20 protein-coding genes and 1 pseudogene are annotated in these 25,014 nt (G+C 64.1%); 15 read left to right on the top strand and 6 right to left on the bottom strand.

What is annotated here, in order from left to right; translation table 11 throughout:
• The first annotated feature begins 2 nt into the window (after positions 1-2).
• The 4 genes from ACXHGZ_RS12460 (at position 3) to ACXHGZ_RS12445 (ending at position 5,361) form a co-directional block, all read left to right on the top strand.
• Complete coding sequence (locus tag ACXHGZ_RS12460; protein WP_480460107.1) at positions 3-470, top strand: hypothetical protein; 468 nt, start codon at positions 3-5, stop codon at positions 468-470.
• Between the two features lie 154 nt (positions 471-624).
• A complete protein-coding gene (locus tag ACXHGZ_RS12455; RefSeq protein WP_480460106.1) occupies positions 625-1,344 on the top strand; it encodes a TorF family putative porin in 720 nt (239 codons plus the stop codon).
• A gap of 348 nt (positions 1,345-1,692) precedes the next feature.
• Positions 1,693-3,042 carry a hypothetical protein gene (locus ACXHGZ_RS12450; RefSeq protein ID WP_480460105.1) on the top strand — a complete coding sequence of 450 codons (1,350 nt, stop codon included), beginning with the start codon at positions 1,693-1,695 and terminating at the stop codon, positions 3,040-3,042.
• Positions 3,043-3,156: 114 nt separating this feature from the next.
• Entirely contained in the window at positions 3,157-5,361 is a 2,205-nt protein-coding gene (locus tag ACXHGZ_RS12445) for an OsmC domain/YcaO domain-containing protein (RefSeq protein ID WP_480460104.1), read from the top strand.
• A 269-nt stretch (positions 5,362-5,630) separates the two neighbouring features.
• Here the strand turns inward: ACXHGZ_RS12445 and ACXHGZ_RS12440 are convergent, their stop codons facing one another.
• Positions 5,631-6,752 (bottom strand): sensor histidine kinase, encoded by a 1,122-nt coding sequence (locus ACXHGZ_RS12440; RefSeq protein ID WP_480460103.1) that lies wholly within the window; start codon positions 6,750-6,752, stop codon positions 5,631-5,633.
• A gap of 365 nt (positions 6,753-7,117) precedes the next feature.
• On the opposite strand from ACXHGZ_RS12440, the gene ACXHGZ_RS12435 reads away from it, so the two are divergent.
• Positions 7,118-7,981 (top strand): diguanylate cyclase domain-containing protein, encoded by an 864-nt coding sequence (locus ACXHGZ_RS12435; RefSeq protein ID WP_480460102.1) that lies wholly within the window; start codon positions 7,118-7,120, stop codon positions 7,979-7,981.
• 89 nt (positions 7,982-8,070) lie between these two features.
• A complete protein-coding gene (locus tag ACXHGZ_RS12430; protein ID WP_480460101.1) occupies positions 8,071-9,972 on the top strand; it encodes a potassium transporter Kup in 1,902 nt (633 codons plus the stop codon).
• Positions 9,973-10,060: 88 nt separating this feature from the next.
• Here the strand turns inward: ACXHGZ_RS12430 and ACXHGZ_RS12425 are convergent, their stop codons facing one another.
• Together ACXHGZ_RS12425 and ACXHGZ_RS12420 are read right to left on the bottom strand one after the other, a co-directional pair.
• The gene (locus ACXHGZ_RS12425) at positions 10,061-10,597 is read right to left on the bottom strand and encodes an AAA family ATPase (RefSeq protein ID WP_480460100.1); all 537 of its coding nucleotides are present in this window, start codon (positions 10,595-10,597) and stop codon (positions 10,061-10,063) included.
• A gap of 125 nt (positions 10,598-10,722) precedes the next feature.
• Positions 10,723-12,696 carry a BCCT family transporter gene (locus ACXHGZ_RS12420; RefSeq protein ID WP_480460099.1) on the bottom strand — a complete coding sequence of 658 codons (1,974 nt, stop codon included), beginning with the start codon at positions 12,694-12,696 and terminating at the stop codon, positions 10,723-10,725.
• Positions 12,697-13,017: 321 nt separating this feature from the next.
• On the opposite strand from ACXHGZ_RS12420, the gene ACXHGZ_RS12415 reads away from it, so the two are divergent.
• The 7 genes and pseudogenes from ACXHGZ_RS12415 to ACXHGZ_RS12385 form a co-directional block, all read left to right on the top strand.
• Positions 13,018-13,317, top strand: coding sequence for a hypothetical protein (locus ACXHGZ_RS12415; RefSeq protein ID WP_480460098.1), 300 nt, complete (start codon positions 13,018-13,020; stop codon positions 13,315-13,317).
• A 218-nt stretch (positions 13,318-13,535) separates the two neighbouring features.
• A complete protein-coding gene (locus ACXHGZ_RS12410) occupies positions 13,536-16,367 on the top strand; it encodes a xanthine dehydrogenase family protein molybdopterin-binding subunit (RefSeq protein WP_224456159.1) in 2,832 nt (943 codons plus the stop codon).
• Positions 16,360-16,899 (top strand): (2Fe-2S)-binding protein, encoded by a 540-nt coding sequence (locus tag ACXHGZ_RS12405; protein WP_084858839.1) that lies wholly within the window; start codon positions 16,360-16,362, stop codon positions 16,897-16,899. The genes ACXHGZ_RS12410 and ACXHGZ_RS12405 overlap by 8 nt, the downstream gene beginning before the upstream one ends.
• A 2-nt stretch (positions 16,900-16,901) precedes the next feature.
• Entirely contained in the window at positions 16,902-18,113 is a 1,212-nt protein-coding gene (locus ACXHGZ_RS12400) for a cytochrome c (RefSeq protein ID WP_324816634.1), read from the top strand.
• 3 nt (positions 18,114-18,116) lie between these two features.
• Positions 18,117-19,088 (top strand): XdhC family protein, encoded by a 972-nt coding sequence (locus ACXHGZ_RS12395; protein WP_480460096.1) that lies wholly within the window; start codon positions 18,117-18,119, stop codon positions 19,086-19,088.
• A complete protein-coding gene (locus tag ACXHGZ_RS12390) occupies positions 19,085-19,651 on the top strand; it encodes a nucleotidyltransferase family protein (protein WP_480460095.1) in 567 nt (188 codons plus the stop codon). The genes ACXHGZ_RS12395 and ACXHGZ_RS12390 overlap by 4 nt, the downstream gene beginning before the upstream one ends.
• A gap of 18 nt (positions 19,652-19,669) precedes the next feature.
• A pseudogene (locus ACXHGZ_RS12385) lies at positions 19,670-19,855 on the top strand (LysE family translocator); the annotation flags it as partial.
• A 12-nt stretch (positions 19,856-19,867) separates the two neighbouring features.
• Here the strand turns inward: ACXHGZ_RS12385 and ACXHGZ_RS12380 are convergent.
• Positions 19,868-21,202, bottom strand: a complete 1,335-nt coding sequence (locus ACXHGZ_RS12380; RefSeq protein ID WP_480460094.1) for an ATP-binding protein — start codon at positions 21,200-21,202, stop codon at positions 19,868-19,870.
• Positions 21,199-21,951 (bottom strand): response regulator, encoded by a 753-nt coding sequence (locus tag ACXHGZ_RS12375; protein WP_480460093.1) that lies wholly within the window; start codon positions 21,949-21,951, stop codon positions 21,199-21,201. Before ACXHGZ_RS12375 ends, ACXHGZ_RS12380 begins: the two co-directional genes overlap by 4 nt.
• 120 nt (positions 21,952-22,071) lie before the next feature.
• Between ACXHGZ_RS12375 and ACXHGZ_RS12370 the strand changes: the two genes are divergently transcribed.
• Together ACXHGZ_RS12370 and ACXHGZ_RS12365 are read left to right on the top strand one after the other, a co-directional pair.
• Positions 22,072-22,419 (top strand): hypothetical protein, encoded by a 348-nt coding sequence (locus ACXHGZ_RS12370; protein WP_480460091.1) that lies wholly within the window; start codon positions 22,072-22,074, stop codon positions 22,417-22,419.
• Complete coding sequence (locus ACXHGZ_RS12365) at positions 22,419-23,087, top strand: DUF3313 domain-containing protein (RefSeq protein ID WP_480460090.1); 669 nt, start codon at positions 22,419-22,421, stop codon at positions 23,085-23,087. Before ACXHGZ_RS12370 ends, ACXHGZ_RS12365 begins: the two co-directional genes overlap by 1 nt.
• A gap of 23 nt (positions 23,088-23,110) precedes the next feature.
• On the opposite strand, the gene ACXHGZ_RS12360 is transcribed toward ACXHGZ_RS12365, so the two are convergent.
• Complete coding sequence (locus ACXHGZ_RS12360) at positions 23,111-24,973, bottom strand: type VI secretion system Vgr family protein (RefSeq protein ID WP_480460089.1); 1,863 nt, start codon at positions 24,971-24,973, stop codon at positions 23,111-23,113.
• Positions 24,974-25,014: the final 41 nt, after the last annotated feature.

The raw sequence follows: 25,014 nt of genomic DNA, 5'->3' as shown, positions 1-25,014 counted from the left end.
CCATGGGTACGTTCACATGGGGTTACCTGGGCTTGCTGCTGTTCGCGCTGCCCGTTCAGGCACAGACCGTCGTGCCGTTGAACGGCCAGAGCAGCCAGCAGACCCAGCAGGATATGGATTATTGCAATAGCGTCGCCAGCAATTCGGCGAGCGCCAGCACGACCTCCACCCCGCATGTCGGTGGCCGCCTGCGTGGTGCGGCTGCCGGGGCCGCGGCCGGCGCGGTGGGGGCCGAGGTGCGCGGTCGGCAGCATGAAGAGCTCTACGACAGGGTGGGTGACGACGCCAAGCAGCAGTATCGGCAGAACCGCGCCGGCGAAGTAGCAGCGGCTGGCGCGGCAGTGGGCGGGATGCGCCAACGCCAGGAGCGCCGCCAGGACCGGCGCAGCCAGGGCCAGGCCCAGGATTCGGCCCAGGCCAGTGCCTACAGCAGTTGCCTGCAGGGGCGCGGGTACCAGGTCAATCCGTGACGTGATGATGTAATCGCGGGGGCGGCCTACCGCCGCTCCCGCGAGCCTTGCCGGGCCGCGGGACACAGGGCATGACCAAATGGCCACGGTTCCCCCAGGCAACCAACCCCGTTATCCTCTTGCACTTCAAAGCAGGCACTCCAGGACGGTGACCATGACCAGGCACTGGCTGGTGCCGAGCATGGCGCTGCTTTTCTGCCCCATGCTGTTGGCCCAGCAGATCCAGCGCGAACTGGGCGATTTCGACTTCAAACTGGGCACGACCGCTTCACGCAGCATGGCCCAGGGGCTGATTTCCCCCAGTGCCATTGGCGCCTTCCACGGTGGCCTGGACCTCAGTCACCCCAGCGGCTGGTACTTCGGCCAGTTCGCCCCCAGCATGGGCCTGACTCCCACCTCGACCCTGCGCCTGGACAGCTACCTGGGCTACAAGCGGCGCTTCGACGACAGCCTGGGCCTGGAGGCCGGGTTGATCCACTACAGCCAGCCGAACCTCGCCGACAGCGACAGCTATGCGCTGTACGGCGGCATTTCGGTATTGGGCAGCCGTTTCGGCGGCGCCCTGCGCGACAACCCCGGCAACCGCACCGGCACGTTGTTCGCCGATTTCGGCCGGTTGCCGCTGTTCGATGTCGACGTCTCCGTCAAGCTTGCCCATCACCGCCTCGGCACGCCTTTCACCATCGGCGATGGCAGCCATGTCGACACGTTCAACGATTGGTCCTTGGAACTCTCGCGCCCCTGGCTGGGCATTGACCTCAACCTGATCTACAGCAGCTCCGACCTGCGCGGTGGCGGCTGCGACGCCTATGCGGGCATCAACAGCTATTGCGAAGGTAGGGTGACACTCAAGGCGCAGCGCAGCTTCTTCTGAGGTAGCCACGGTCGGTTGCGGTCCTGCTCACAGTTTGATGTGAAAAGGATGGCACTTTTCCCAGGATGGCCTACACCTGTTAGCAAGGAAGACGGTCAATGCTCGACAGGAGTCGACATGCGCCATTTCTCGTCTCTTCATGTCCTTTCCCTTCTGGTCGCCCCCGTTCTCGTCGCGGGGGGCGGCCGCGTTCGTCCCGGCGGCACCGCCAAGGAGGCCCACGACCCAGCCCAGCCGTGAAGCCGGCCTTGGCCTACGCCAGGGCCCACCAACAACAATGATGGAAGCCCCGCATTGGTGGGCAAGGGCCCGAGCGATGCCCGGCTTGTGCGATCAAGGAGATCCGTGATGAACCCGTTCCAAGGAAAGCCAGCAGCCTTGGCCATGACGGCCGCCCTGTTCAGCCTCGCGGCCCAGGCCGGCACCTACCCGGATTATGGCTATGCACCGCCCGAGAGCTACAAGGGCCCCACCTTCACCCTCAGCCAGAGCTACCCCAGCACGCCACCCCAGGGCACCTTGCCAGCGTTCTTCAAGCTGCTGCCGGGCAAACCGGACAACAACTTCGAGACCTGGCGCGCCTACATGGACGCGGCGAAGGCCTATTGCCTGGAAGGCAACGTCGAGGCCGACTGGTACGTGCAGAACAACAAGGTGCGCAACTGGTACCACATGCCCTGGCAGCACTACGGGCCGCTGGGGCGCGAAGGAATCCACGGCCTGACCAAGGAAGCGCAGATCCAGGCCAGGCAACTGGCGGCGGGGCAGACCGCGACCGGGCAGACCTACGCGGTGGGTATCTACAACGACATCGGCGCCTACACCCTCGGCCAGGTCTGGAAGGACCCGCAGAATCCCGACCCAAGCTTCACCTCCAAGCCCAACAGCTTCGCCAACGGCACCGTGGTGTGCAAGGCGCTGTTCGCCGATATCGACCGCAGCACGGTGCCGTTCCTGGCCAACCCGGTGCTGTGGCAGGGCTATATCACCGAGACCTTTCAGTCCGCCAACCGCCAGGTGAAGGAGGTGGCGCTGATCCAGATGGACATCGCCGTGCGTGATACCCGCATGAGCGACACCGGCTGGCTGTTCGGCACCTTCCAGTACAACGGCGCCAAGACCGGCAAGGCCGGTTGGGACAACCTGGTGCCGGTGGGCATCATGTGGGGCAATGACCCGCAGGTCACCAGCAACGACTACACCAACCCGGAGCCGACCGTCACCAAGATCAACCCCGCGCTGCAGCAGACCGCGATCAACGCCGACACCCAAGAGTTGCCGCCGACCCACCTGGGCTGGAACGGCCGGCTCAACGGGCCGGTGGACAACCCCAACAGCTCCTGCCTGAGCTGCCACATGACCGCCGAGGCGCCCCAGGTGGCGATCATGAACCCGCTGTTCCAGGCGAACCCGCCAGCGGTAGGGTCGGATGAGTGGATGAAATGGTTCCAGAACATCCCGGCGGGGGTACCGTTCACGGCAGGCACCCAGAGCACCGACTACAGCCTGCAGATGTCGGGCGGCCTGGTGAACTTCTACCAATGGAAATGTGACATGAGCGGCATCTACGCCGACGGCGGCAACGCCTGTGCCAAGGTCGCGAGCATGAAGCTGAAGATGGCCAAGCCCGGCCATGCCGCGCCACAGCCGATGCAGCGGGTGATCCGCGACCCGAGCCTGGAACAGTTGCTGGAATGACCCAGGCATGCCTCCGGGCACGGGTTGCCCGGAGGCATGAAAAGTTAGCCGTTTCGCCGCAAAACCCGGATAATGGCAGCCATTTTGTTCTGCTTTTTATCACGGTATTCCCGCATGGAAATCAAGGTCAACTTTCTCGACAACCTTCGTCTTGAAGCCAAGTTCGATGACTTCACGGTCGTGGCCGACCAGCCCATCCGCTACAAGGGTGATGGTTCGGCCCCTGGCCCGTTCGACTACTTCCTGGCGTCGTCGGCCTTGTGTGCGGCGTACTTCGTGAAGGTGTACTGCAACGCGCGCAACATTCCCACCGATAACATCCGCCTGTCGCAGAACAACATCGTCGACCCGGAGAACCGCTACAACCAGATCTTCAAGATCCAGGTCGAGCTGCCGGCCGACATCAGCGAGAAAGACCGTCAGGGCATCCTGCGCTCCATCGACCGTTGCACGGTCAAGAAAGTGGTGCAGACCGGGCCGCAGTTCATCATCGAGGAAGTCGAGAACCTGGACGCCGACGCCCAGGCGCTGCTGATGGTGAACCCTGGCGACGACACCCGCACCTTCATCGCGGGCAAGGACCTGCCGCTGGAGCAGACCATCGCCAACATGTCGCAGATCCTTGCCGACCTGGGGATGAAGATCGAGATCGCCTCCTGGCGCAACATCGTGCCCAATGTGTGGTCGCTGCACATCCGTGACGCACAGTCGCCGCTGTGCTTCACCAACGGCAAGGGCGCCACCAAGGAAAGCGCCCTGGCGTCGGCCCTGGGTGAATTCATCGAGCGCCTGAATTGCAACTTCTTCTACAACGACCAGTTCTGGGGCGAGGAAATCGCCAACGCTGATTTCGTCCACTACCCGGACGAGCGCTGGTTCAAGCCGGGCCGCAAGGATGCGTTGCCGGCAGAGATCCTCGACCCGTACTGCCGGGAAATCTACGACCCGGAGGGCGAGCTGCGGGGTTCTCACCTGTATGACACCAACTCGGGCAACGTCGAGCGCGGTATCTGCTCGCTGCCGTACGTGCGCCAGTCCGATGGCGAGGTGGTGTACTTCCCCTCGAACCTGATCGAAAACCTGTTCCTGAGCAACGGCATGAGCGCCGGTAACACGCTGGCCGAGGCGCAGGTGCAGTGCCTGTCGGAGATCTTCGAGCGGGCGGTCAAGCGTGAGATCCTCGAGGGCGAGTTGGCCCTGCCGGATGTGCCGCAGGAGGTCCTGGCCAAGTATCCCGGCATCCTGGCCGGTATCCAGGGCCTGGAAGAGCAGGGCTTCCCGGTGCTGGTCAAGGATGCCTCGCTGGGCGGCGAATTCCCGGTGATGTGCGTCACCCTGATGAACCCGCGCACCGGTGGCGTGTTCGCCTCGTTCGGCGCCCACCCAAGCTTCGAGGTGGCGCTCGAGCGCAGCCTGACCGAGCTGCTGCAGGGGCGTAGTTTCGAAGGCCTGAACGACCTGCCGCAGCCTACCTTCGAAAGCCATGCGTTGACCGAGCCGAACAACTTCGTCGAACACTTCATCGATTCCAGCGGCGTGGTGTCGTGGCGCTTCTTCAGTGCCAAGGCCGACTTCGAGTTCGTCGAGTGGGACTTCTCCGGCCAGGGCGAGGACTCCAACGCCGAGGAAGCCGCGACCCTGTTCGGCATTCTCGAGTCGATGGGCAAGGAGGTGTACATGGCGGTATACGAACACCTCGGGGCAACCGCCTGTCGCATCCTGGTACCGGGCTATTCGGAAATCTACCCGGTGGAAGACCTGATCTGGGACAACACCAACAAGGCCCTGGCGTTCCGTGCCGACATCCTCAACCTGCACCGCCTCGACGACGAGGCCCTGCAAGCCCTGGTCGAGCGGCTGGAGGACAGCGAGCTGGACGACTACACCGATATCAAGACCCTGATCGGCGTCGAGTTCGATGACAACACCGCCTGGGGCCAGCTGACCATCCTCGAGCTCAAGCTGCTGATCTACCTGGCCTTGCAGGAGTTCGAAGCGGCCAAGGAGCTGGTCGAGGCGTTCTTGCAGTTCAACGACAACACCGTCGAGCGCGGGCTGTTCTACCAGGCCTTGAACGTGGTGCTGGAAGTGACCCTGGACGATGAGCTGGAGCTGGCCGATTACGAGGTCAACTTCCGCCGGATGTTCGGCGATGCGCGGATGGATGCGGTGCTGGGTTCGGTGCAGGGCAGTGTGCGCTTCCATGGGCTGACGCCGACCAGCCTGAAGCTCGAAGGGCTCGACCGGCATCTGCGTCTGGTCGAAAGCTACAAGAAGCTGCACCGTGCCCGGGCCAATGCGGTGGCGCAGGCTCGCTGACGGTGCACTGAGGCGCTTGCAGTCCAATCGCCGGCAAGCCGGCTCCCACAGGACTTCGCAAGTCTTGAGAGCGGTGCAATCTCGGTGGGAGCAGGCGACAGCCTGCGATGGGCTGCAAAGCAGCCCCAAGCCCTCAATTGCTGTTAAGAGGCCGCTTTGCGTCCAATCGCCGGCAAGCCGGCTCCCACAGGGATTTCGCAGGTCTTGAGAGCGGCGCAACCTCGGTGGGAGCCGGCTTGCCGGCGATTGGGCACAGGAAAGCGTCTGGCTCAGCCTGCCGGCAGGATCACCCGGAAGCAGGTGCCGTGGGCATGGCTGGACTCCACCTCGATACGCCCACCGTGGCCCTCGACGATCTCCGAGACGATGAACAGGCCCAAGCCCAGCCCGGTGGGCTTTTTCTGTTTGTCCGTGTACTGGGTGTAACGCGCCTTGGGGCTGAACAGTGAGGGCAGGGCGCTGGCGGGAATCGGTTCGCCGAAGTTGTGCACCTCGAGGATCACCCGGTCGACGTCGCCGCCAAGCAGGACCCTGATCGGCTTGCGCGCTTCGCCATGACGGACCGCATTACCGATCAGGTTCGAGAACACCTGGGACATCCGCGCGCCGTCGAATGCGCCGACGATGCTCCGCTCATCGACCTGCACGATGTCGAGCCCGGGGTTGCCGGCCTTGATTTCCTCGATGACAGCCTTGCAGACCCGGTTCAGCTCCGTGGGCGCGCGAACGATCGGGATGCCGGTACCCAGGTTGCAGTGCGCAAGGTCCAGCAGGTCCTTGACCATCTGGTTCGCCCGTTGTGCGCTAGCGGCGATCTGGGCCGCGATGTCTTTCTCGCGGCTACTCAATTGTGGGCTCTTGGTCAGCAGGGCCGAGCCCATGAGTACGGCGGTCAAGGGGGAGCGCAGGTCATGGCCGAGCACGCCAAGCACGGTTTTGCGTGTCGACTCGACTTCCTGCCCATAAGCACCGATCGATTCGACCAGCGCCTGGTCGATCGCCTCGTTGAAGCGGATCATGTCGTCGACCTGGTAGCTGTGCTGCGCCGGGTCTTGTGCCAACCACAGGCGCAAGACGCTCGATCTCAGGGCGCGGTACTCCGACACCATCTGGTCGAGGGTGAAGCCGTCGATGAGGCGAAGCACCGCATGGGTCTGGGCGGGGGTCTCATGGCGCGAAGATGGCCCCAGGCCATGGGACTTGGCGATCTGCTGCTGCTCTGTCTGCGGCGTGCGCATGTCCTGGGCCACCGTGCGCAGGATGTACTCGGCATGGTTGCGCAGGCCATTGGCGCTCAAGCTCCGGTTCGGTGTCTCTACGGACCGGGCGAACGCTTCCCACGTTTGCAGGATGCTTTCCATGTTGTCCAGGATGAACGTTGAAAGTCGCATGGCAGACCTTATGCATCAATGCGTCTGGTGATCGTGTGTCTTGCTCGGTGCATGAACAGTGCGCGATACCGCTCATGGGCACAGGCATGCTGGAGACAGGTTGTTAATGCTAGAACGGGTTTGGGCGCCGAGCCATATTATCAAAGTGATATCACGCTAGCCGTCCGCGCCCTCCTTCAGGCTGGCAACCATTGACCTATAGGGCCTCAAGAGGCACCGCCACGCCATCATCACCGAAATGCTCAAGGCGCCCGATTGCAGGCGTCAGCGCCGGCTTGACGCGGCCTTGGCACATGCACTAGAAACACACACACCCTCGCCGTCGGGCTATGCTCAAGCCCGTATGAACCGGACCCCGCCGACCTATGCCCGTTGACCTGCAAGCGCTGTACCCACGGCTTATCCACCTGATGCTGGATACGGTCTTCGTGGTCGATCGGGACAACCAGATCGTGTTCGTCAGCGATGCCTGCCAGGCGCTGCTGGGCTACCGGCCCGAGGAGCTGGTCGGCACGCCCATCACCCAATACATGCACCCGGACGACCTGGCGGCGACCCGCGCGTCGATCATTCGCATCATGAACGGCCACCCCCACATCGATTTTCGTAACCGTTACATTCGCAAGGATGGCGCTATCGTGCACATCCTGTGGGCGGCTTCCTGGTCGGAGGAGGTGGGTGCGCGGATCGGCGTTGCGCGCAACGTGACGGCCCTGACCCAGGCCGAGGAGGAGCTGCGGTTCCTGGCCCACCACGACCCGCTGACGAAGCTGACCAACCGCTCGGTGTTCAATGTGCGCCTGGACGCAGCCCTGCGCGCGGCGCGCCGCCACGGCAGCACCCTGGCGTTGCTGTTCCTCGATATCGATGACTTCAAGGGCATCAACGATGTTCACGGCCATGCCACCGGCGACCGGGTGCTGTGCGAGGTCGCCCGGCGCCTGGAGGGCTGCGTGCGCGAGACCGATACCGTGGCGCGGATGGGCGGCGACGAGTTCACCGTGTTGTTGACGGACCTTGATGCCCCAGGCGCCGTCTACGAGAAGGTCGAGCAGATCCTCGCCGCCATGGCCGAGCCGCCGGGCGGCGAGCTTGGCGGGTTGAAGATGCCGTCTTGCAGCATCGGTGTGGCCTGCTACCCGGGCGATGGCGAGGACGCCGATACCTTGCTCAGCCGTGCCGATGGCGAGATGTACCGGGTGAAGCGGTACCGTTCAGCAACGGGATGAACACGCGTTTTTTACGCTCTTTTTACGCCTAGGCTCATGGCGGGAAGCGATACTGGGCGCGGTTTACCGTCTGCCCAGAGAAGTCATCCGTGAGCGAAGCCGCGACTGCTGCGAATCATTCCCCTTCTTCGAAAACCACAGGCCTTGGCCTGCTCGTCGCCGCTGCTGGTGTGGTCTATGGCGACATCGGCACCAGCCCGTTGTACACGCTCAAGGAAGTGTTCGCCGGGCATTACGGCGTGCAGCCCACCCCGGAAGGCGTGCTCGGGGTCTTGTCGCTGGTGTTCTGGTCGCTGATCTGGGTCGTGTCGATCAAGTACGTCCTGTTCATCCTGCGCGCCAGCAACCAGGGCGAGGGCGGCATCATGGCCCTCACCGCGCTGGCGCGGCGGGCCGCGGCGCCCTATCCGCAGCTGAGCCGAGTGCTGGTGCTGCTGGGCCTGTTCGGTGCGGCGCTGTTCTATGGCGACAGCATGATCACCCCGGCCATTTCCGTGCTTTCGGCCGTGGAGGGGCTGGAGCTTGCCTTCGACGGGATCGGGCATTGGGTCGTGCCGCTTTCGTTGATCGTGTTGGTGGGGTTGTTCCTGATCCAGAAGCACGGGACCGCGCGCATCGGCATCCTGTTCGGGCCGGTGATGGTGCTGTGGTTCGTCGTGCTAGGGGCGTTGGGGGTGCATGGGATCGTGCAACGCCCCGAGGTGCTGCAGGCGCTCAACCCCGCCTGGGCGGTGCGTTTCTTCGTCCTGCACCCAGGCGTGGGCGTGGCCATCCTGGGGGCGGTGGTGCTGGCCCTGACCGGCGCCGAGGCACTGTATGCAGACATGGGACATTTCGGCCGCAAGCCCATCGCCCGAGCGTGGTTCATGCTGGTGCTGCCGGGGCTGGTGCTGAACTATTTCGGGCAGGGCGCGCTGATTCTCGGCAACCCCGAGGCGGTGCGCAACCCGTTCTACCTGCTGGCCCCCGGCTGGGCGTTGCTGCCGATGGTCGCTCTGGCCACGCTGGCCACCATCATTGCCTCCCAGGCGGTGATTTCCGGCGCCTTTTCGCTGACGCGCCAGGCCATTCAGCTGGGCTATGTGCCGCGTATGTTCATCCAGCACACCTCCAGCGAGGAGCAGGGGCAGATCTACATCGGAACGGTGAACTGGGCGTTGATGGTCGGCGTGGTACTGCTGGTGATCGGCTTCGAGTCCTCGGGCGCACTGGCGGCGGCCTACGGTGTGGCCGTAACGGGCACCATGCTGATCACCACGCTGCTGTCGTCCGCGGTGGTGCTGCTGGCCTGGAAAACCCCGCGCTGGCTGGCCATCCCTATGCTGCTGGGCTTCCTGCTGGTCGACAGCCTGTATTTCGCCGCCAATGCGCCGAAGATCCTGCAGGGCGGTGCATTTCCGGTGGTCGCCGGGGTGGCGCTGTTCATCCTGATGACCACCTGGAAGCGCGGGCGCAAGATCATCGTCGAGCGCCTGGACGAAGCGGCGTTGCCGCTGGATTTGTTCATCGCCAGCTTGCAGGCCCAGCCGCCCCATCGTGTGCAGGGCACGGCCGTGTTCCTGTGTGCCCGTACCGATGCCGTGCCGCATGCGTTGCTGCACAATCTGTTGCACAACCAGGTACTGCACGAGCAGGTGGTGGTGCTGACCGTGGTGTCGGAAGACGAGCCACGGGTCAGTGCCGACAAACGCTGTGAGGTCGAAGCCTTCGGCGAAGGGTTCTTCCGTGTCACCTTGCATTTCGGCTTCATCGAGGAGCCCGATGTACCACTGGCCTTGAGCCTGTGCCAGCGTGAAGGATTGGACTTCAGCCCAATGCGCACCACCTATTTCCTCAGCCGCGAGACGGTGATCGCCACCCGGCGCATGGGCATGGCGCGGTGGCGCGAGCAATTGTTCGCGTTCTTGTTGAAGAATGCCAACAGCAACCTGAAGTACTTCCAGTTGCCGCTCAACCGGGTGATCGAATTGGGTACCCAGGTCGAGATGTGACGTGAGTACCGCTTAGGTTGGTGCGCATGAAGGCGATGGCCCGTTGTACCCGGCCATGCTGGTGCAGGCTGTCGTTCGAGGCTGTGTTTCAGTGGCCAGCCAACGTGCGCAACAGGAAGTCGGCGCGTTCGGCGACAGGGGTTTTGGGCAGCAGCGATACCTGGTAGCCGAGGGCAGGATAGACGCCCTGCAACTGCTCGTACTCCTCCAGTGCAGCCTGCATGCCGTGGCGCCGCTCTGCATCCTGCACATAGATCTCCGGCCAAGGCGGCGTCAGGAATACCTGCCGGTGATAACGGCAGGACTCGGCCACGGCCGCCAGCACGGGCTCGCCCGTAAGGCGCTCCAGGGCCGCGGCGGCATCGATCACGCCACGGTCGAAGAACACCCACGGCGTAGTGTTCTGCGCAGCCGACCTGTAGTCGGCCAGGGCCATGTCCATGACCCTGCGCAGGAAGCCGACCAGGTCGAGCCAGGGCAGCGCCTGGCCCTGGTCGCGAACTTGCTGCTGCACCACGCGCCGTCCGGGTTCTTCGATCACAGCATGGCCGCGTCGCTTGAGCTGCGTCAGCAGCGTGGACTTGCCGCCACCTGAACAGCCGGAAATGATCACGAAATTGTCCATGGATCCTTTTCCTTCACTTCCTCGCCATGTCCAAGCGCGAGTTCGGGTTGCCGCCGCGGACCTTCCAGCAACCGCATCGGTAGGCCTGGGCCTGTGGCAACGCCGCAGGCTCGGCAGGGTAGGTATCACCTGACCACGTGCAGGTAATGCAGGTGACGCTCGTACTGGTCGAGAATATCGCCGATCACGTCGTCACGGCCCCAACCCATGATGTCGTAGTCCTGGCCGCCTTCGCGCAGGTGCACTTCGGCGCGGAAGTACTTGCGCGCATCGGTTGCGTCCTCGGTATCACGCATGACGAAGCTGGGTGTGTTGAAGGCACGCGGGCGTACTTCATACAAGAATCGCCCTTCGCCGGCGTGGGACAGTTCGAGGGTCACACGCCCGTCGTCGCGCTCGTTCACCGTTACCTCATAGCCTTGCTTGCGCAGCTCGACGGCCACCTCTTCGCAGGCGGGCTTGACCACCTCGGCGATGAAGCGGGTGACATGGGCCCGGCGCGGCATCATGGCGATATTGCGCAGGCGCCGCTGCCAGCCTCCGTGAGGCTGACGGGTGTGCCGAGGTGCGGGCAACGCTTGGTTGCGCAGGCCGCGGCGTGTCGCGTCCAGGTTCAAGGCCTTGAACAAGCCCCAGATCGCGGTCAGCAGGATGACTGCGAAGGGCAGCGCACTGGCGATGGTCGCTGTCTGCAGCGCCTTGAGCCCATTGGCCAACAGCAGCGCGATGGCGACCGCACCGATGCTTACCGACCAGAAGATGCGTTGCCACAGCGGCGAATGGCCTTGCCCGGAGGAGGCCAGCATGTCCACCACCAGCGCCCCGGAGTCGGCCGATGTGACGAAGAACACCACGACCATCAGTACGGCGATCAGTGAAACGATGCTGGAAAACGGGAACCGCTCGAGAAACACGAACAGTGCCAGGGAGCTGTCCTGGCCGACCACCGTCGCCAGCTCCTTCACGCCGTCGTTGAGGATCATGTGGATCGCCGAGTCGCCGAATACGGTCATCCATAGCAGAGTGAAACCTGCCGGCACGAACAACACGCCGCAGACGAACTCACGGATGGTCCGGCCGCGGGAAATGCGCGCGATGAACAGGCCGACGAAGGGCGACCAGGACAACCACCAGCCCCAATACAGCAAGGTCCAGCCGCCGATCCAGTCGGTGGGCTCGTAGGCGTAGAGGTTGAATGTCTTGTTGACGATATCCGAGAGGTAGGCCCCCGTGTTCTGGACATAGGTCTGCAGCAGGAACACGGTCGGCCCGAGCAGCAGCACGAACAGCATCAGCACCACGGCCAGGCCCAGGTTGAGCTCGGAGAGGATGCGGATGCCCTTGTCCAGCCCGCTGGCCACCGACAGCGTGGCCAGGGCGCAGGTGGCGGTGATCAGGATCACCTGGACCGTCGGGTTCACTGGCAGGCCGAACACATGGTGAAAACCGCTGTTGATCTGCAGCACACCATAGCCCAACGAGGTCGCCACGCCGAATACGGTGCCGAGGATGGCGAAGACATCCACGGCATGGCCGATCGGCCCGTGAATCCGCTCGCCGATCAATGGGTAGAGTGCCGAGCGCAAGGTCAGGGGCAGGCCGTTGCGAAAGCTGAAGTAGGCCAGGATCAGGGCGACGATGGCATAGATCGCCCAGGCGTGAAGCCCCCAGTGGAAGAAGGTGATCTTCATGGCTTCGCGCGCGGCGGCCACGGTACCGGGGTCACCTACCGGGGGGCTGGTGAAATGCATGACCGGTTCGGCCACGCCGAAGAACATGAGGCCGATGCCCATGCCGGCGGAAAAGAGCATGGCGAACCAGGTGCTCTTGCGGTAGTCCGGTTCGCTGTGGTCGGGGCCCAGCTTGATATCGCCATAGCGGCTGACGGCGAGGAACACCACGCTGATCAATACCAGCGCCACGGTGAGGATGTAGAACCAGCTGGCATTGGTGACGATCCAGGCCTGGACGTGTTCGAACAGTGTTTGGGCATGTTCCTGAAATGCGGTGGCATACAGGACGAGCAGAAAGATGAGTATGGCGCTGCTGTAGAAGACGGGAGGGTTGAGGGTGCTCCTGGGTTTGGCGGCTGCAGTCATTGCGGCAGTTTTCTCCTTTTAAAACAGTGAGCATCGCGCACCTGGGCACGTAGGCATTTTCCAAGGCTAGCACCTTGAATGAACGCCGTTGCCCAGACTGGCGAGCTCGAAGGAAGCAGAAACCGTACCTTCCATGGCGAAATTTCTCAAATGCCTTTCCCCTTCGGGGGACGAAAGACGCCCTGCCCTGGGGCCATTTTGGCGTTGCAGGGATGGCTATGCCTGCTTTACTTCAAACGGGCTTCGCTTGTAATCGAGGCTGCCGGAAGCCTTGTCCGGGGGCCCCGGCCTCGCCCTGTTTCTGAACGCTGGAGTAGCAGCATGTGGGCCAAGACACCTTCTGAAGTCGCCTCGTGGGGCCTGTGTGCCTTGCTCATCATCAGCCTGGCCAGCACCGCCGGCTGTACTCGAAAAGCGAGCACTACGCGTTATGTCGCCGCCACCCAAGGTTCGAACTGCTTCGCCAAGGCATTGCCGACGGCAGGCGAGGGCGGCCTGGCCTGGGGCGCGAGCCTTGGCATCGCCCGGCAGAAATCCCTCAACAATTGCATCCGCTACGCCGGCCGTTCCGGCGGTACGCCCAACACCTGCCAAGTGGTATTGGCGCGGTGCAAGCGCTAGCCGCTAGCCCCGCCGCGCCTCGGCGCGACAGCAAAGGCGCGACAAGTTGCCCGCTTGACTTTGCCAGGCGAGCGGTGAGTGCGTTAAACTTGACGCCGAGGTCAGTTTTTGTGGTCCCCACTCCGACCTTGCTTTCGGAACGTCAATGATTCCGCCCTCCGAGCTATCAAGTACCAGAATACGTCATGGGCAGGCGCGCTCTGCCCAGAGGATGAAGCATGACCAACCGTGATATTTCCCGGCGCGCCTTCCTGCAAGGCGGCGTGATCGCTGGCGTGGGGGTGACCCTCGCGCCGCTCGGCAGCCAGGCGTTCGCCGCCCTGATGGAAAACAGTGTCACCACTTCGCCGCAGAAGTGGATGAGCCATGATGGCAAGGCACGCTTTCGCAACGATGCGCTGTCTAAGGTGTGCGGCAACAAGGTGTTCGCCCGCGACATCCGCGCCAAGGACATGCCCGGCTGGCCCCAGCAGCAGGGCCACGCCTTGTTGCTCAAGACCACCAAGGCCGACCGCATCTATGCAGGCCATGACCTGGCGTGGCTGGGCGCCGACCTGCAGCCGGACCGTGTCGTCACCGCGGCCGACCTGGAAAAGGACGGCATCGCCTGGCCTGAGGCCCATTCGCCGGATCCTCTGTTGCCACCTGGCAAGGTGCCGATGTTCATCGGTCACCCCGTGGCGATCCTGATCTGGCACGACTTCGAGCGTTTCCGCCAGGCCAAGCTCAAGCTGCAGTTCAACGACAAGGCGATCCGCTATGGCGCCCAGGCGCCGCTGTACCAGCGTGACCCTTATGGCAGCTTCCGTTTCGTGCGGGTCGGCGGCCAGACGCCGTTCGACGAGGACACGTTCTCCAGCCTGAAGAACTCCATGCTGTTCCCCACCATCCTTGCGCGCAAGCCGGTGTGGACCGCCGAGCCCAAGCAGCACGGCACCCTGACCGAGCAAGGGATGTTCTATGCCCAGCGCATGGATGAGCAGCTCAAGCAGCCGCCGCAGGACTGGTTGCTGTTCGACGAGCGCTACAAGACTCCATCGATCGAGCCTGCAGCGCTGGAGCCGGACAACGGCAACGGCTGGTACGACCCGGCCACCGGCACCCTGCATTTCGTTGTGGCCACCCAATGCCCGTTCGAAGTGGCGCAGGAATGCGTGCACATGATCAAGCCGTCGCGCTTCGCGCTGAACAACTTGAACATGCACCCCGGCTACACCGTCGGCTACGGCTCCAAGGACAACAACATCTTCGTGTTCTACGCCGCCGTCGCCGCCTTGTATGGGGCCGGTGTGCCTATCCGCCTGGCCAACGATCGCTACGAGCAGTTCCAGAGCGGCATCAAGCGCCACCCGTTCGACATCCGCTACCAGCTGGCCGTGGACAAGAACGACATGAGCTTCAAGATCTTCCGCGCCGACATGAGTGTCGACGGAGGCGGGCGCATCAACTACAGCCCGTCGGTGGCTGCAGTGGGGGCCACTGCCGCGCAGTCGATCTACTACATGCCGCAGAGCGACCTGGCGGTGACCGTCTACCATTCCCGAGGTGTCGAAGCCGGCTCCATGCGTGGCTACGGGACGCTGCAGAGCATGGCGGCCACCGAGATGATGGTCGATGAGGTCGCCAACCGCCTCGGCGTCGACGCCATTGAGCTGCGCCGCAAGAATGCGCTCAAGTCGGGTATGAAGAACACCCAGGGCGCCGTGCCCGCCGGTGCCCTGCGCCTGCACGAGATCCTCGACAAGGCCAGCGCACACGAGGTGTGGAAAAACCGCGACGCGCACAAGAAAGCGATGGAAGCCAAGGACCCGCACAATTGGTACGGCGTCGGCTTCGCCATTTGCCAGAAAGACTTCGGCACCGGTGCCGAAGCGCCCATGGCCAGTATCGAGTTCACCGCCGATGGCCGTATCAGCCTGCGCCACATCGGCACTGAGCTGGGCACCGGCATGTCGACCTCCCAGGCTTTCGTGGTCAGCGACTTCCTGGGACGCCCGGCCGATGAGGTGACCACTGCCGAAACCGAATGGCCGGAGCTGAAACTGGCCACCAGCGGCAACCCTTACCTGATGAGCCAGGCCGAGCAGGATGCCGCGCTGCGCGATCCGCGCTGGGTCGGCAAGCTGGCCTCGCCATCCTCGGCGACCAACTCGGCCTTCTATTTCAGCCACGCCACCCGCGAAGCGGCGCGTGTGCTGTTCAACCATGGTCTGTGGCCAGCGGCGCTTTCGCTGTGGCGTCAGGGCCCGTATGGCGGCCAGGCCAACCCGCTGGTGGTGCGCCGCGAGAACGCGGTGTGGGTCAACGGCGAGCTCACCGGCAACGGCCTGTCGCCCATTCCGTTCGCGGAGCTGGCGAAAAAGGCCCATGAGATGGGCCTGGTCACTGGCGTCAGTGTGCACGCATTCAACCGCTGGAGCTGGGCTGAAGCCGACTTCGTCATCGACGGCGTGCGCGAGCGCCTGCCGCTCGATGCGCTGGCGGTCAAGTACGGCGACGGTGCCCCGAACGCGAAGAAGGCGCAGATGAACAGCGCCAACTACCACCTGTTGGACCGGCAGAACGCGGCCTACCCGGCCACCCAGCTGAACAACGCCATGGTGACCTACTACAGCCCGGTGGCGACGTTGGTGGAAGTGAAGGTGAACAAAGGCAGCGGCGAAGTCCAGGTGCTCAACCACCACAGTTGGGTGGAGTGCGGCCGGGTGCTGGTGCCGGAACTGGTCAAGGGCCAGCTCGAAGGCGGTATCGCCATGGGCATCGGCCATGCCTTGACCGAAGAGATGCCGCTGTACGAGGGCGGCCCGGGCGAGGGGAACTGGAACTTCAACCGCTATCGCCTGCCGATGGCCAAGGACGTGGCGGTGTGGAAGCAGACCAGCGAAATCCTGCCGCCGTTGTCACCCACCGACCCTTCCAAGGGCATCGCCGAAGTGGTGATGATCCCGGTGGTCGGTGCCATCGGCAATGCCGTGGCCCATGCCATCGGCAAGCGTGTTCGCGACCTGCCCATCACTCCAGCCCGCGTCAAGGAGGCCCTCAATGGCTAACCGTCCGCTCCAGATGACCCTCAACGGTCAACCCGTCGGTCCGGCCGAGGTCCCCGAGGACCTGGCGATGATCGACTACCTGCACGAATACCAGAACCTCACCGGCTCGCGCCTGGGCTGCGGCCAGGGCATCTGCCACGCTTGCGTGGTGATCGTCGACAACCCCGACGGCACCAGCGAGGAAGTGCGCACCTGCATCACCGGCGCGCACTACTTCGAAGGCAAGAAAGTGCGCACCATCGAAGGCCATGCCAAGCATGACGAGGCCGGCAACCTCAGCGAACTGAACCCGATCCAGCAGAAGTTCGTCGACCGCTTCGCCTTCCAGTGCAGCTATTGCGCGCCGGGCTTCGTCAACGCCGCCACCGTGCTGGTGGAGAAGGCCCAGCGTCAACCGCTGAAGAAAAGCGAGCTGGAGGGGGCCATCGAAGCCAGCCTCGGCCATCACATCTGCCGCTGCACCGGGTACGTGCGTTACTACGACGCCACCCGCGAGGTGCTCAGCGACCTCGGCCTGGTCAAGGAGGGTTGAGCATGCTGCGAGTTCTTTCCGGCCTCGCCCTGGCCGTGGGCGCGGTGTTGTCGCTCGGGGCCCAGGCGGCCGACCAGGCCCAGGTCAAGCGTGGCGAATACCTGGCCCGCGCCGCCGACTGCATGGCCTGCCACACTGCCGAAGGTGGGGCGCCGTTCGCCGGTGGCCTGCCGATCCATTCGCCGTTCGGCACCATCTACGGCACCAACATCACCTCGGACAAGCAGTACGGCATCGGTGACTACAGCAGCGACGAATTCTTCGCCGCCCTCACCGAGGGCAAGCGCAAGGACGGCGCCAACCTGTACCCGGCCATGCCCTATACCTCCTACCACTTGCTCAAGCGTGAAGACGCCGATGCCATCCATGCCTACTTGATGACGGTGCCGCCGATCAACCGGCCGGCGCCCGAAACCAGCCTGAGCTTCCCGTTCAACGTGCGCATGGGCCTTGCCGGGTGGAACATGCTGTATGGCAAGAGCGTCCAGCTGCAGCCTACCGAAGGCAAGAGCGAGGCCTGGCAGCGCGGGCAATACATGGTGGAAGTGCTTGGCCATTGCGGTGAGTGCCATACCCCACGCAACAGTATCGGGGCCCTGGAGCAGGACAAGCGCCTGACCGGTGGCCTGCTCGGTGGCTACCTGGCGCCCAGCCTGCTGGCCCAGGACCTGGCCGAGCGTGGCTGGACCCAGCCGGACCTGACCACCTTCCTCAAGCACGGCATCAGCGCCCAGGGCAGCATGTTCAACGAGATGTTCCCGGTGGTGCACCACAGCACCCAGCACCTGGAGGATGCCGACCTGGCCGCGATGGCCACCTACTTGCTGGGTGACCAGCCGCCCGCGGCCAAGGTGGTGCAGGCCGTGCCAGTGGACAAGCTCGGCGAAAGCGCCCTGCGCGGCCGCCAGCAGTACCTCAACGTCTGCGCCGGTTGTCATGGTGTCGAAGGCGAGGGCAAGCCGCACATCGCGGTGGCCATGCAGGGCAATACCGTGCTGCGCCAGGCCGACTCGCGCAACCTGGCCAAGGTGATTCTCGAAGGCATCCGTGAGCAGCAGTTCACCGGGTTCGAGCGCATGCAGCCGATGCCGGGCTTTGCCGACAAGCTCGACGACCAGCAGGTCGCCGACCTGGTCAACTACCTGCGCGAGGCCTGGGGTGGTTTGCCGGGCGACTTCAGTGCGCAGCAGCTTGCGCACCTGAACGCGGAGTGAGCCGTGCAGCATCTTGACCTGCAAGTGGTGCGCCAGGCCTTGCAATGGTCTGGCGCCGGCCAACGTGTATGGCTGTGCAGCGTGCTCTTCACCTACGGCTCGGCGCCTCGTGCGCCGGGCTCGCTGCTGGCGGTCAACGACCAAGGGCACTGGGTGGGATCGTTGTCCGGTGGTTGTGTCGAGGAGGATTTCCTCGCCCGGGTCGCCGAAGGCGAGTTCGCAGAGCCTGCCACCGTGGTGCGCTATGGCGATGGCAGTGACACACGTTCCAATATCCGCCTGCCCTGCGGTGGCGTGTTGGATGTACTGGTGGAGAACCTGCCAGCCGATTGCCAGGTACAGGCGCATTTACGTGAGTTGGAGTCGGCGCTGCTTGGACAGCGCCGGCTGCTTCGCGAAGTGGACCTGCACGATGGCCAGCGTCGGCTGAGCGACGACCACAGCCAGGGCCCAAGGGTGGCCTACGACACCGATACCGTTCGCCTGCGGGTAGGTGCGGCCCAGCGCCTGCTGCTGGCGGGGTATTCCAGCGTTGCGCATTTCTGCGCTGAGTTCGGCAAGGGGTTGGGGTTCGAGGTCATCCTCTGCGACCCCCGCGACGAGGTGCTCGAAGGCGTGGTGCTCGAGGGCATCGAGGTCCGCCGCGAGCTGCCTTCGGTGTTCATCGCCAATGGCGGTTGCCATGGCGACACGGCGGTGGTGGCGCTGACCCATGACCCGAAGATCGATGACCTGGCGATGCTCGAGGCCGTGCGCACCGAGGCGTTCTATATCGGCGTGATGGGCTCGCGCACCACCTCGGACAAACGCCGTGAGCGCCTGCAGCGCATCGGAGGCCTGGACGAGGGGCAGTTGGCCCGCATCCATGCGCCCATTGGGTTGAACCTGGGCAGCAAGACACCTGCGGAAATCGCCTTGGCGGTGCTCGCCGACATTCTGCGGACCCGTAGCGGCATCGCCCGCGAGGCGCTGTGACGGTCGTTGCGTTGGTCCTGGCGGCCGGGCGCAGCGCGCGCTTTGGCGGTGACAAGCGTCGTGCTGTCCTGGCGCAGGGTACCCGCGTGCTGGGGCAGAGTGTCGAACATGCTTTGGCGGTGTTCGGGGAGGTCAGGGTGGTGCTGCGGCCAGGTGAGGTGGCGCAAGACCTGGGGCTGCCAGCTGCCTGCCAGGTGGTGCACAGCCCTGATGCCGCCCTTGGCATGGGGCATAGCCTGGCGGCTGGGGTTGCCTCGCTCGGCGACAGCCCGGCAGAGGCGGTTGCCATCCTGCTGGGCGATATGCCTTGGATCGCTCCTTCGACGTTGCGCCAGTTGGCCGATGCCGCCTCGGCGGACAGCATCCTGTTGCCCCGTTACCAGGGCCAGCCAGGGCACCCGGTATTGTTTGGCCGTGCCTTCTGGCCACAGCTGATGCAGCTGACGGGCGACGAAGGCGCACGGTCGGTAGTCCGGGCGCATCGGGCGCATTGCGCTTGGGTGGATGTGGAGGATGCGGGCGTGCTGCGCGACGTGGACACGCCGCTAGGGCTGCTGGACTGACCTCGAGGGCACGGACCCTCCTGGACCTTCGGCCTGGTCGGCATCCATGTCCTGCTCGGCCTGCTCTGGGCGGTCGTCCTGATCGCCGCGACCCAGCCGCTGGCTGCTGCACTGCGTCGTGGGCCGGTGATCAAGTGGACGGACCGTGCCACCGGCCTGGTGTTCGTGGTATTTGCCGCCCACCTGGCCCTGAGTCGGCGTTAACCGGCTCCCACTTCAGCTGCGCAGGGGCAGCTCGACACGCGCCAATAACCCACCGCCGTCGCGATTGCTCAACGTCAGCTCGCCACCCTGTTCACGCACGATCGCCCTCGCCGCCGACAGCCCCAACCCGACGCCACCGGTATCGCGGTTGCGCGAGGCCTCGAGGCGGAAGAACGGGTCGAATACCCGCTGCAGGGCCTCCTGCGGGATGCCCGGCCCCTGGTCGCTGACGTCGATACGTACCCCGTGTCCGTTTTGCCTGAGCGAGATGCTGGGATGCTGCCCATACTTGACTGCATTTTCCAGAAGGTTCACCAGCACACGCTTGATGCCCAGCGGGCGACCATCGTAGACCAGGTGCGCAGGCCCATCGAAGCCGATGGCGATGTCCTGGTCGCGGTAATCGTCGACGATGGTCTGCAGCAACTCGGAAAGGTCGAACGCGGTGGGTTGCTCCCGGTGCGTGTCCTCGCGGAAGAAAGCGAGGGCGGCGTTGATCATCGATTGCATTTCATCCACGTCGCGAACTAGCTTGCGCTGATGGTCTTCGTCCTCCATGAACTCGCTGCGCAACCGCATGCGTGTCAACGGGGCGCGCAGGTCGTGGGAAATCGCCGCGAGCATGTGCGTGCGTTCGCCGACGAAATGCTGGATCTGCGCCTGCATGGTGTTGAAGGCAATAATGGCCTGGCGGATCTCCTCGGGGCCTTCGACATCGATGGGCGGCGCCTGCAGGTCGTCGCCGAAGCGCCGCGCGGCAGTGGTGAAGCGCTGCAGTGGGTTGGCCAGCTGGCGGGTGGCGAGCCAGGCGACCAGCAAGGTGGCGACCAGCCCCAAGGCGATGATCACGGCGATACGCGCGCCTGCGTCCAAGCCCCAGCTGCGCTCAGGGGGCGTGAAGGACAACCAGCTGCCATCGACGAGCTGCACCAGCGCCATGTAGTGCCCCTGGGCACTTGCGCGCGACCAGTCGTCGGGATTGAACGCATACATGATCCTGTCCGGTCCCAGCAGTCGGCGCAGCACCGGAACCTTGCCGGTATCGATATGCATGCCCAGGGTAGGCAGGTTGAACTGGCTGCGCTCGGCTTGCCAGGCCACCCCCAGGGTCGGGTTGCTCGCCGCGCTCGCCAACCGTGGGCGCAGATCGGCAGGCGCGGCTTCGATCACCCGCGCAGTCGCGGCGATCTGCTCAAGCAGGCCGGTACGTTCGATGGGCGGGCGTGCCCAGGTGCCGGCCACCTGGATGAACAAGGCATTGAGGGCCAGCGAGGCGAGCATCGCCGCAAGGATGGTCAGGGCAATCCGGCGCCTGAGGGTGTCGCGGCGCAAGAGTCGATGGATCATGCGCGCGTGACCTTGGCGGTGAACATGTAGCCGCCGTTGCGCACGGTACGGATCAGGTCCGGGCGCTTGCTGTCCGGTTCGATCTTGCGTCGCAGGCGGCTGACCTGGACATCGATGCTGCGGTCATACGCGTCATGGCCCTGGCCGTGGGCGAGGTCGATCAACTGCTCGCGGGTGAGGATGCGCTGGGGGTGCTCGAGAAACACCACCAGCAGGTCGAATTCGCCGCCGGACAGCGGAATCATCACGCCTTCGGGCGAACGCAGTTCGCGGCAAGTGATATCCAGGTGCCAGCCGGCGAACGCGATGATCGGGCGGGAGGGTTCCCTGGCCGGGCTGCCTTGTTCGCCGGCGCGGCGCTGCAGGGCGCGCACGCGAGCGAGCAGTTCCCGGGGCGCGAAAGGCTTGGTCAGGTAATCATCGGCCCCCAGTTCCAGGCCGACGATGCGATCGCTCAGCTCGGCCATGGCGGTGAGCATGATGATCGGGATCGCGCCCTGGGCCCGCACCTTCTGGCACAGGCTCAAGCCGCCTTCGCCGGGTAGCATCAGGTCGAGAATGATGGTGTCCGGCCGATTTCTCGCGATGGCCGCCCACATGGCTTCGCCATCGGGCGCCACGTCCACTTCGTAGGCGTGCTGAACGAAGAACTTCTTCAACAGCGCGAGGATTTCCACGTCATCGTCGACGATCAGCAGTCTGCTCACGTGCACAGGGTCCGGGTATAGAAAAGCGCTATCTAAAACCATTCCGGCGCCCAGGTCATATATTTCAGCCGAGCAACATTTCATCTGGCGTGACATGTGCCGGACATCCTCTGGCAAAGAACCTGCGGCACCCTGCGCGCATTCATTTCCGTAGGGGGTTGCATGAGCATTCTGGACAGCCGGTATAGCGACGAGACACGCGACGGCGAGCGCCCGTTGATCCTGGCCCAGCGCACCAGCGCGCAAGGGCCCGACACACCGATTCTTTTCCAGCAATCCTGCCTGGGCCTGGCCCAGGACCAGGAGCGGGTGGTCCTTCGGCGATACTTCGAACGCTATAGCCCAGACGGTGGGCATTGGGTCGAGTATGTGCATTCGGTTCCGACGGCCGATTTCATCCAGTGGATCATGACCCACGGGCAGCTGCAGGTGGCCTGTTCGGACGGTACGCCGGACATCGCGGCCAGGGTGGAAGCCATGGACGGTTGGCAGAAGAAGGAAGCCCATTGATGCGTCGTCATCGTTCATGGGCCTGGCTGCTGATGGCCGGCCTGGGCCTGTTTGGTTGCAGCAGCAAGCAGGTCTCGCCGCAGATGTACACCGGGTTCCTGCAGGACTACAGCATCTTGACCGAGCGCAAGACCCCGTCCGGGCAGACAGTGTTGGGCTGGGTCAGCCCTGGGTTGAAAGCGGGCGGCTACAAGCAGGTGTACCTGGAGCCCAGCCAGGTCTACCCGCGACCTGAGCCGAGCGAGCGTATTCCGCCCAGCACCTTGATCAACATGACCGGCTACTACGACGCTGCCCTGCGGCTGGAGTTGGGCAAGGTCGTGCCCCTGGCGGCCAAGCCTGGCCCGGGCACGCTGGTGGTGCGGCCTGCCATCACCCGGGTGGCCACCCGTACCCAGGGGCTGCGTTTCTATGAATGGCTGCCCGTCACCCTGGTCGCTGCGGGCGTGAGCACGGCGACGGGAATCCGCGACCAAGACAGCGAGATCGCCACCGAGGTGTCGTTCGAGGACGGCGAGACGGGCGCGGTGGTCGCCGAACTGGTGCGCATGGGCACCGGCGTGCCGCTGGAGGACGATAAGCAGGTAATGACCGCCTACAACGTCAAAGCCGTGCTCGATGGCTGGGCCGGTGATTTGCGTACGGCCTACATGGCGTATCGTCGATAGCGTACGCAAGGCGGTTCTGCGCGTCATTGGTTCAGCTTGATGGGTTCCCCTTCGATGCGGGTTTCCCCTGTGCTTTGGCTATGGATGGCGTCGGCCTTGAGCGTGATGGCCTGGGGTGTAAGGGTCAGGCTGCTGTTGCCGACGCGCAGGGTGATATGGGTGTTGGCCTGGATCTCGACATGCTTTTGCGTGACCGCCAGGGAATAAGCGCCTTGCGTGATGGTCACCTGCGCATCCTGCTGGACGGTCTGGTACTGGTTACCACCGACGACGATGCTGCGGTCGTTGCCGACGCTATGGGTCTCGTCCAGTTCCACCTCGGTGTCCAGGCAGCGTTCGGCGTGCACGAGCAGTTGCTCGGCGCCTTGTTTGTCGTCGAAACGGATGAAGTTGGCCGCGTCGGAGCCGCTCTTGGTGGAGCGGGTGAGGAACCCGCTTTGGGTCTTGTTCTGTGGCAATGACCATGGGGGCATGTTCTGGCTGTTGTAGAGGCTGCCGGTGACCAGGGGGCGGTCGGGATTGCCCTCGAGAAAGGAGACCACCACTTCGTCACCGACCCTGGGGATCTGGATGCTGCCGAAGCCGCCACTGGCCCAGGCCTGGGCGACACGCACCCAGCAGGAGCTGTTGTCGTCGTGCTGGCCGTAGCGGTCCCAGTGGAACTGCAGCTTCACCCGGCCGAGGCTGTCGGTGAAGATTTCCTCGCCGGGAGGGCCGACCACGATGGCGGTCTGTGGGCCATGCAGCAGTGGGCGCTCGGTAGTGGGCTGGGGGCGGTAGGGGATCTTGCTGCGGATGCAGGTGAAATGGTTGCGGTAGTAGGCCCCGGCACTCTTGGCATGGCGGTAGTTGTTGGCGCCTTCGTGGCGCAGCGCCAGGAGCAGGAAGCGCCGGTCATCGGGGCTGTCCTGGTCGTGGTCGTAATGGTGTTGCAGTTCGAAGGTATGGCCTGTGCGCATGGCGCGGCAGTTGCTGCTGCCTGCGAAGACCTTGGCCTGCACCTCGAGGGCTTCCAGGCGGTTGCGCACCAGGCGTTCGCCCGCGTCATAGTCGCCATGGGTGTACTGGCCAGGGAAGTCGAAGATCTCGAAAGGCGCCACATCGCCTTGCTGGTTGATGCTGTCCATGACTACCGGCAGCGCGTTACGCGGTTGCTTGTAGTCGAAGGTTTGTACGGCCATGCGACTGGGCAGCAATTGGCGTGACCCGCTCCAGTGGGTGATGGCGTCGGCGGTCTCGGTGACCGATGTGCTGTGGAAACGAATCCTGGGCTGTTCGGGCAGGGCGGTGAGCAAGGTGGAGTTGTCACCTATCACCAGCGTGTGCTGTTCATGGCTGTGTTCGAAATAGTAGAACAGGCCTTCCTGGTCCAGCAGACGCTGGACGAAGTTGAAGTCGCTCTCGCGGTACTGGGTGATGTAGCTGTGGGGCTTGAGCGGCCGGGTGAGGTTGAACTGGACGCTGGGCAGGGAGCCGTAGCCGGCGAACACCTGGGTAAGCACCTGCTCGACGGTCTGGTCCTGGAAGATACGTGAGTCGAAGCGCCGGCTGAGCATCCAGAGCCAGGGCACCAAGGTCGCCGAATAATAGGCCAGGCCCCCGTCGCTGCCGCCGCTGGCGAAATCGTTGACATAGCCATGGATCAACCGCGCGCCGCCCTCGGCCAGCTCGATCTCCAGCAGGGCCGGCTTGCCGATCAGTGACTTGAGTTCGATACGCGCGTCCTGGCTGATCAGCGACAGGTCGTAGTGGAACAGTGTGGAAAGGCCTTCATTGCCGACGAAGGTATCGACCAGCAGTTCCTGGTCGGCAGAGAGTGGCGTGGTCAGTTTGATCAGTCTTCGGTTCTGCGGAGCGAAGAGCGCAGCAATGTCTTCCATTAGCATGTGATTTCTCCTGAGTAGCGGCGCGGGCCGATTGAAGGCAC

It is taken from the genome of Pseudomonas shiyinii (assembly GCF_056725765.1).
The sequence above is the reverse complement of the archived record's forward strand: the minus strand, read 5'-3'. Positions and strand labels throughout refer to the sequence as shown.

Bases quoted from the DNA above. Each gene is read 5' to 3' on its own strand.
- ACXHGZ_RS12435 (WP_480460102.1), top strand. From the start codon at position 7,118: ATGCCCGTTGACCTGCAAGCGCTGTACCCACGGCTTATCCACCTGATG.
- ACXHGZ_RS12405 (WP_084858839.1), top strand. From the start codon at position 16,360: ATGGCTAACCGTCCGCTCCAGATGACCCTCAACGGTCAACCCGTCGGT.
- ACXHGZ_RS12440 (WP_480460103.1), bottom strand. From the start codon at position 6,752: ATGCGACTTTCAACGTTCATCCTGGACAACATGGAAAGCATCCTGCAA.
- ACXHGZ_RS12380 (WP_480460094.1), bottom strand. From the start codon at position 21,202: ATGATCCATCGACTCTTGCGCCGCGACACCCTCAGGCGCCGGATTGCC.
- ACXHGZ_RS12370 (WP_480460091.1), top strand. From the start codon at position 22,072: ATGAGCATTCTGGACAGCCGGTATAGCGACGAGACACGCGACGGCGAG.
- ACXHGZ_RS12360 (WP_480460089.1), bottom strand. From the start codon at position 24,973: ATGCTAATGGAAGACATTGCTGCGCTCTTCGCTCCGCAGAACCGAAGA.
- ACXHGZ_RS12425 (WP_480460100.1), bottom strand. From the start codon at position 10,597: ATGGACAATTTCGTGATCATTTCCGGCTGTTCAGGTGGCGGCAAGTCC.
- ACXHGZ_RS12365 (WP_480460090.1), top strand. From the start codon at position 22,419: ATGCGTCGTCATCGTTCATGGGCCTGGCTGCTGATGGCCGGCCTGGGC.
- ACXHGZ_RS12400 (WP_324816634.1), top strand. From the start codon at position 16,902: ATGCTGCGAGTTCTTTCCGGCCTCGCCCTGGCCGTGGGCGCGGTGTTG.
- ACXHGZ_RS12460 (WP_480460107.1), top strand. From the start codon at position 3: ATGGGTACGTTCACATGGGGTTACCTGGGCTTGCTGCTGTTCGCGCTG.
- ACXHGZ_RS12410 (WP_224456159.1), top strand. From the start codon at position 13,536: ATGACCAACCGTGATATTTCCCGGCGCGCCTTCCTGCAAGGCGGCGTG.
- ACXHGZ_RS12375 (WP_480460093.1), bottom strand. From the start codon at position 21,951: ATGGTTTTAGATAGCGCTTTTCTATACCCGGACCCTGTGCACGTGAGC.
- ACXHGZ_RS12420 (WP_480460099.1), bottom strand. From the start codon at position 12,696: ATGACTGCAGCCGCCAAACCCAGGAGCACCCTCAACCCTCCCGTCTTC.
- ACXHGZ_RS12450 (WP_480460105.1), top strand. From the start codon at position 1,693: ATGAACCCGTTCCAAGGAAAGCCAGCAGCCTTGGCCATGACGGCCGCC.
- ACXHGZ_RS12455 (WP_480460106.1), top strand. From the start codon at position 625: ATGACCAGGCACTGGCTGGTGCCGAGCATGGCGCTGCTTTTCTGCCCC.
- ACXHGZ_RS12415 (WP_480460098.1), top strand. From the start codon at position 13,018: ATGTGGGCCAAGACACCTTCTGAAGTCGCCTCGTGGGGCCTGTGTGCC.
- ACXHGZ_RS12445 (WP_480460104.1), top strand. From the start codon at position 3,157: ATGGAAATCAAGGTCAACTTTCTCGACAACCTTCGTCTTGAAGCCAAG.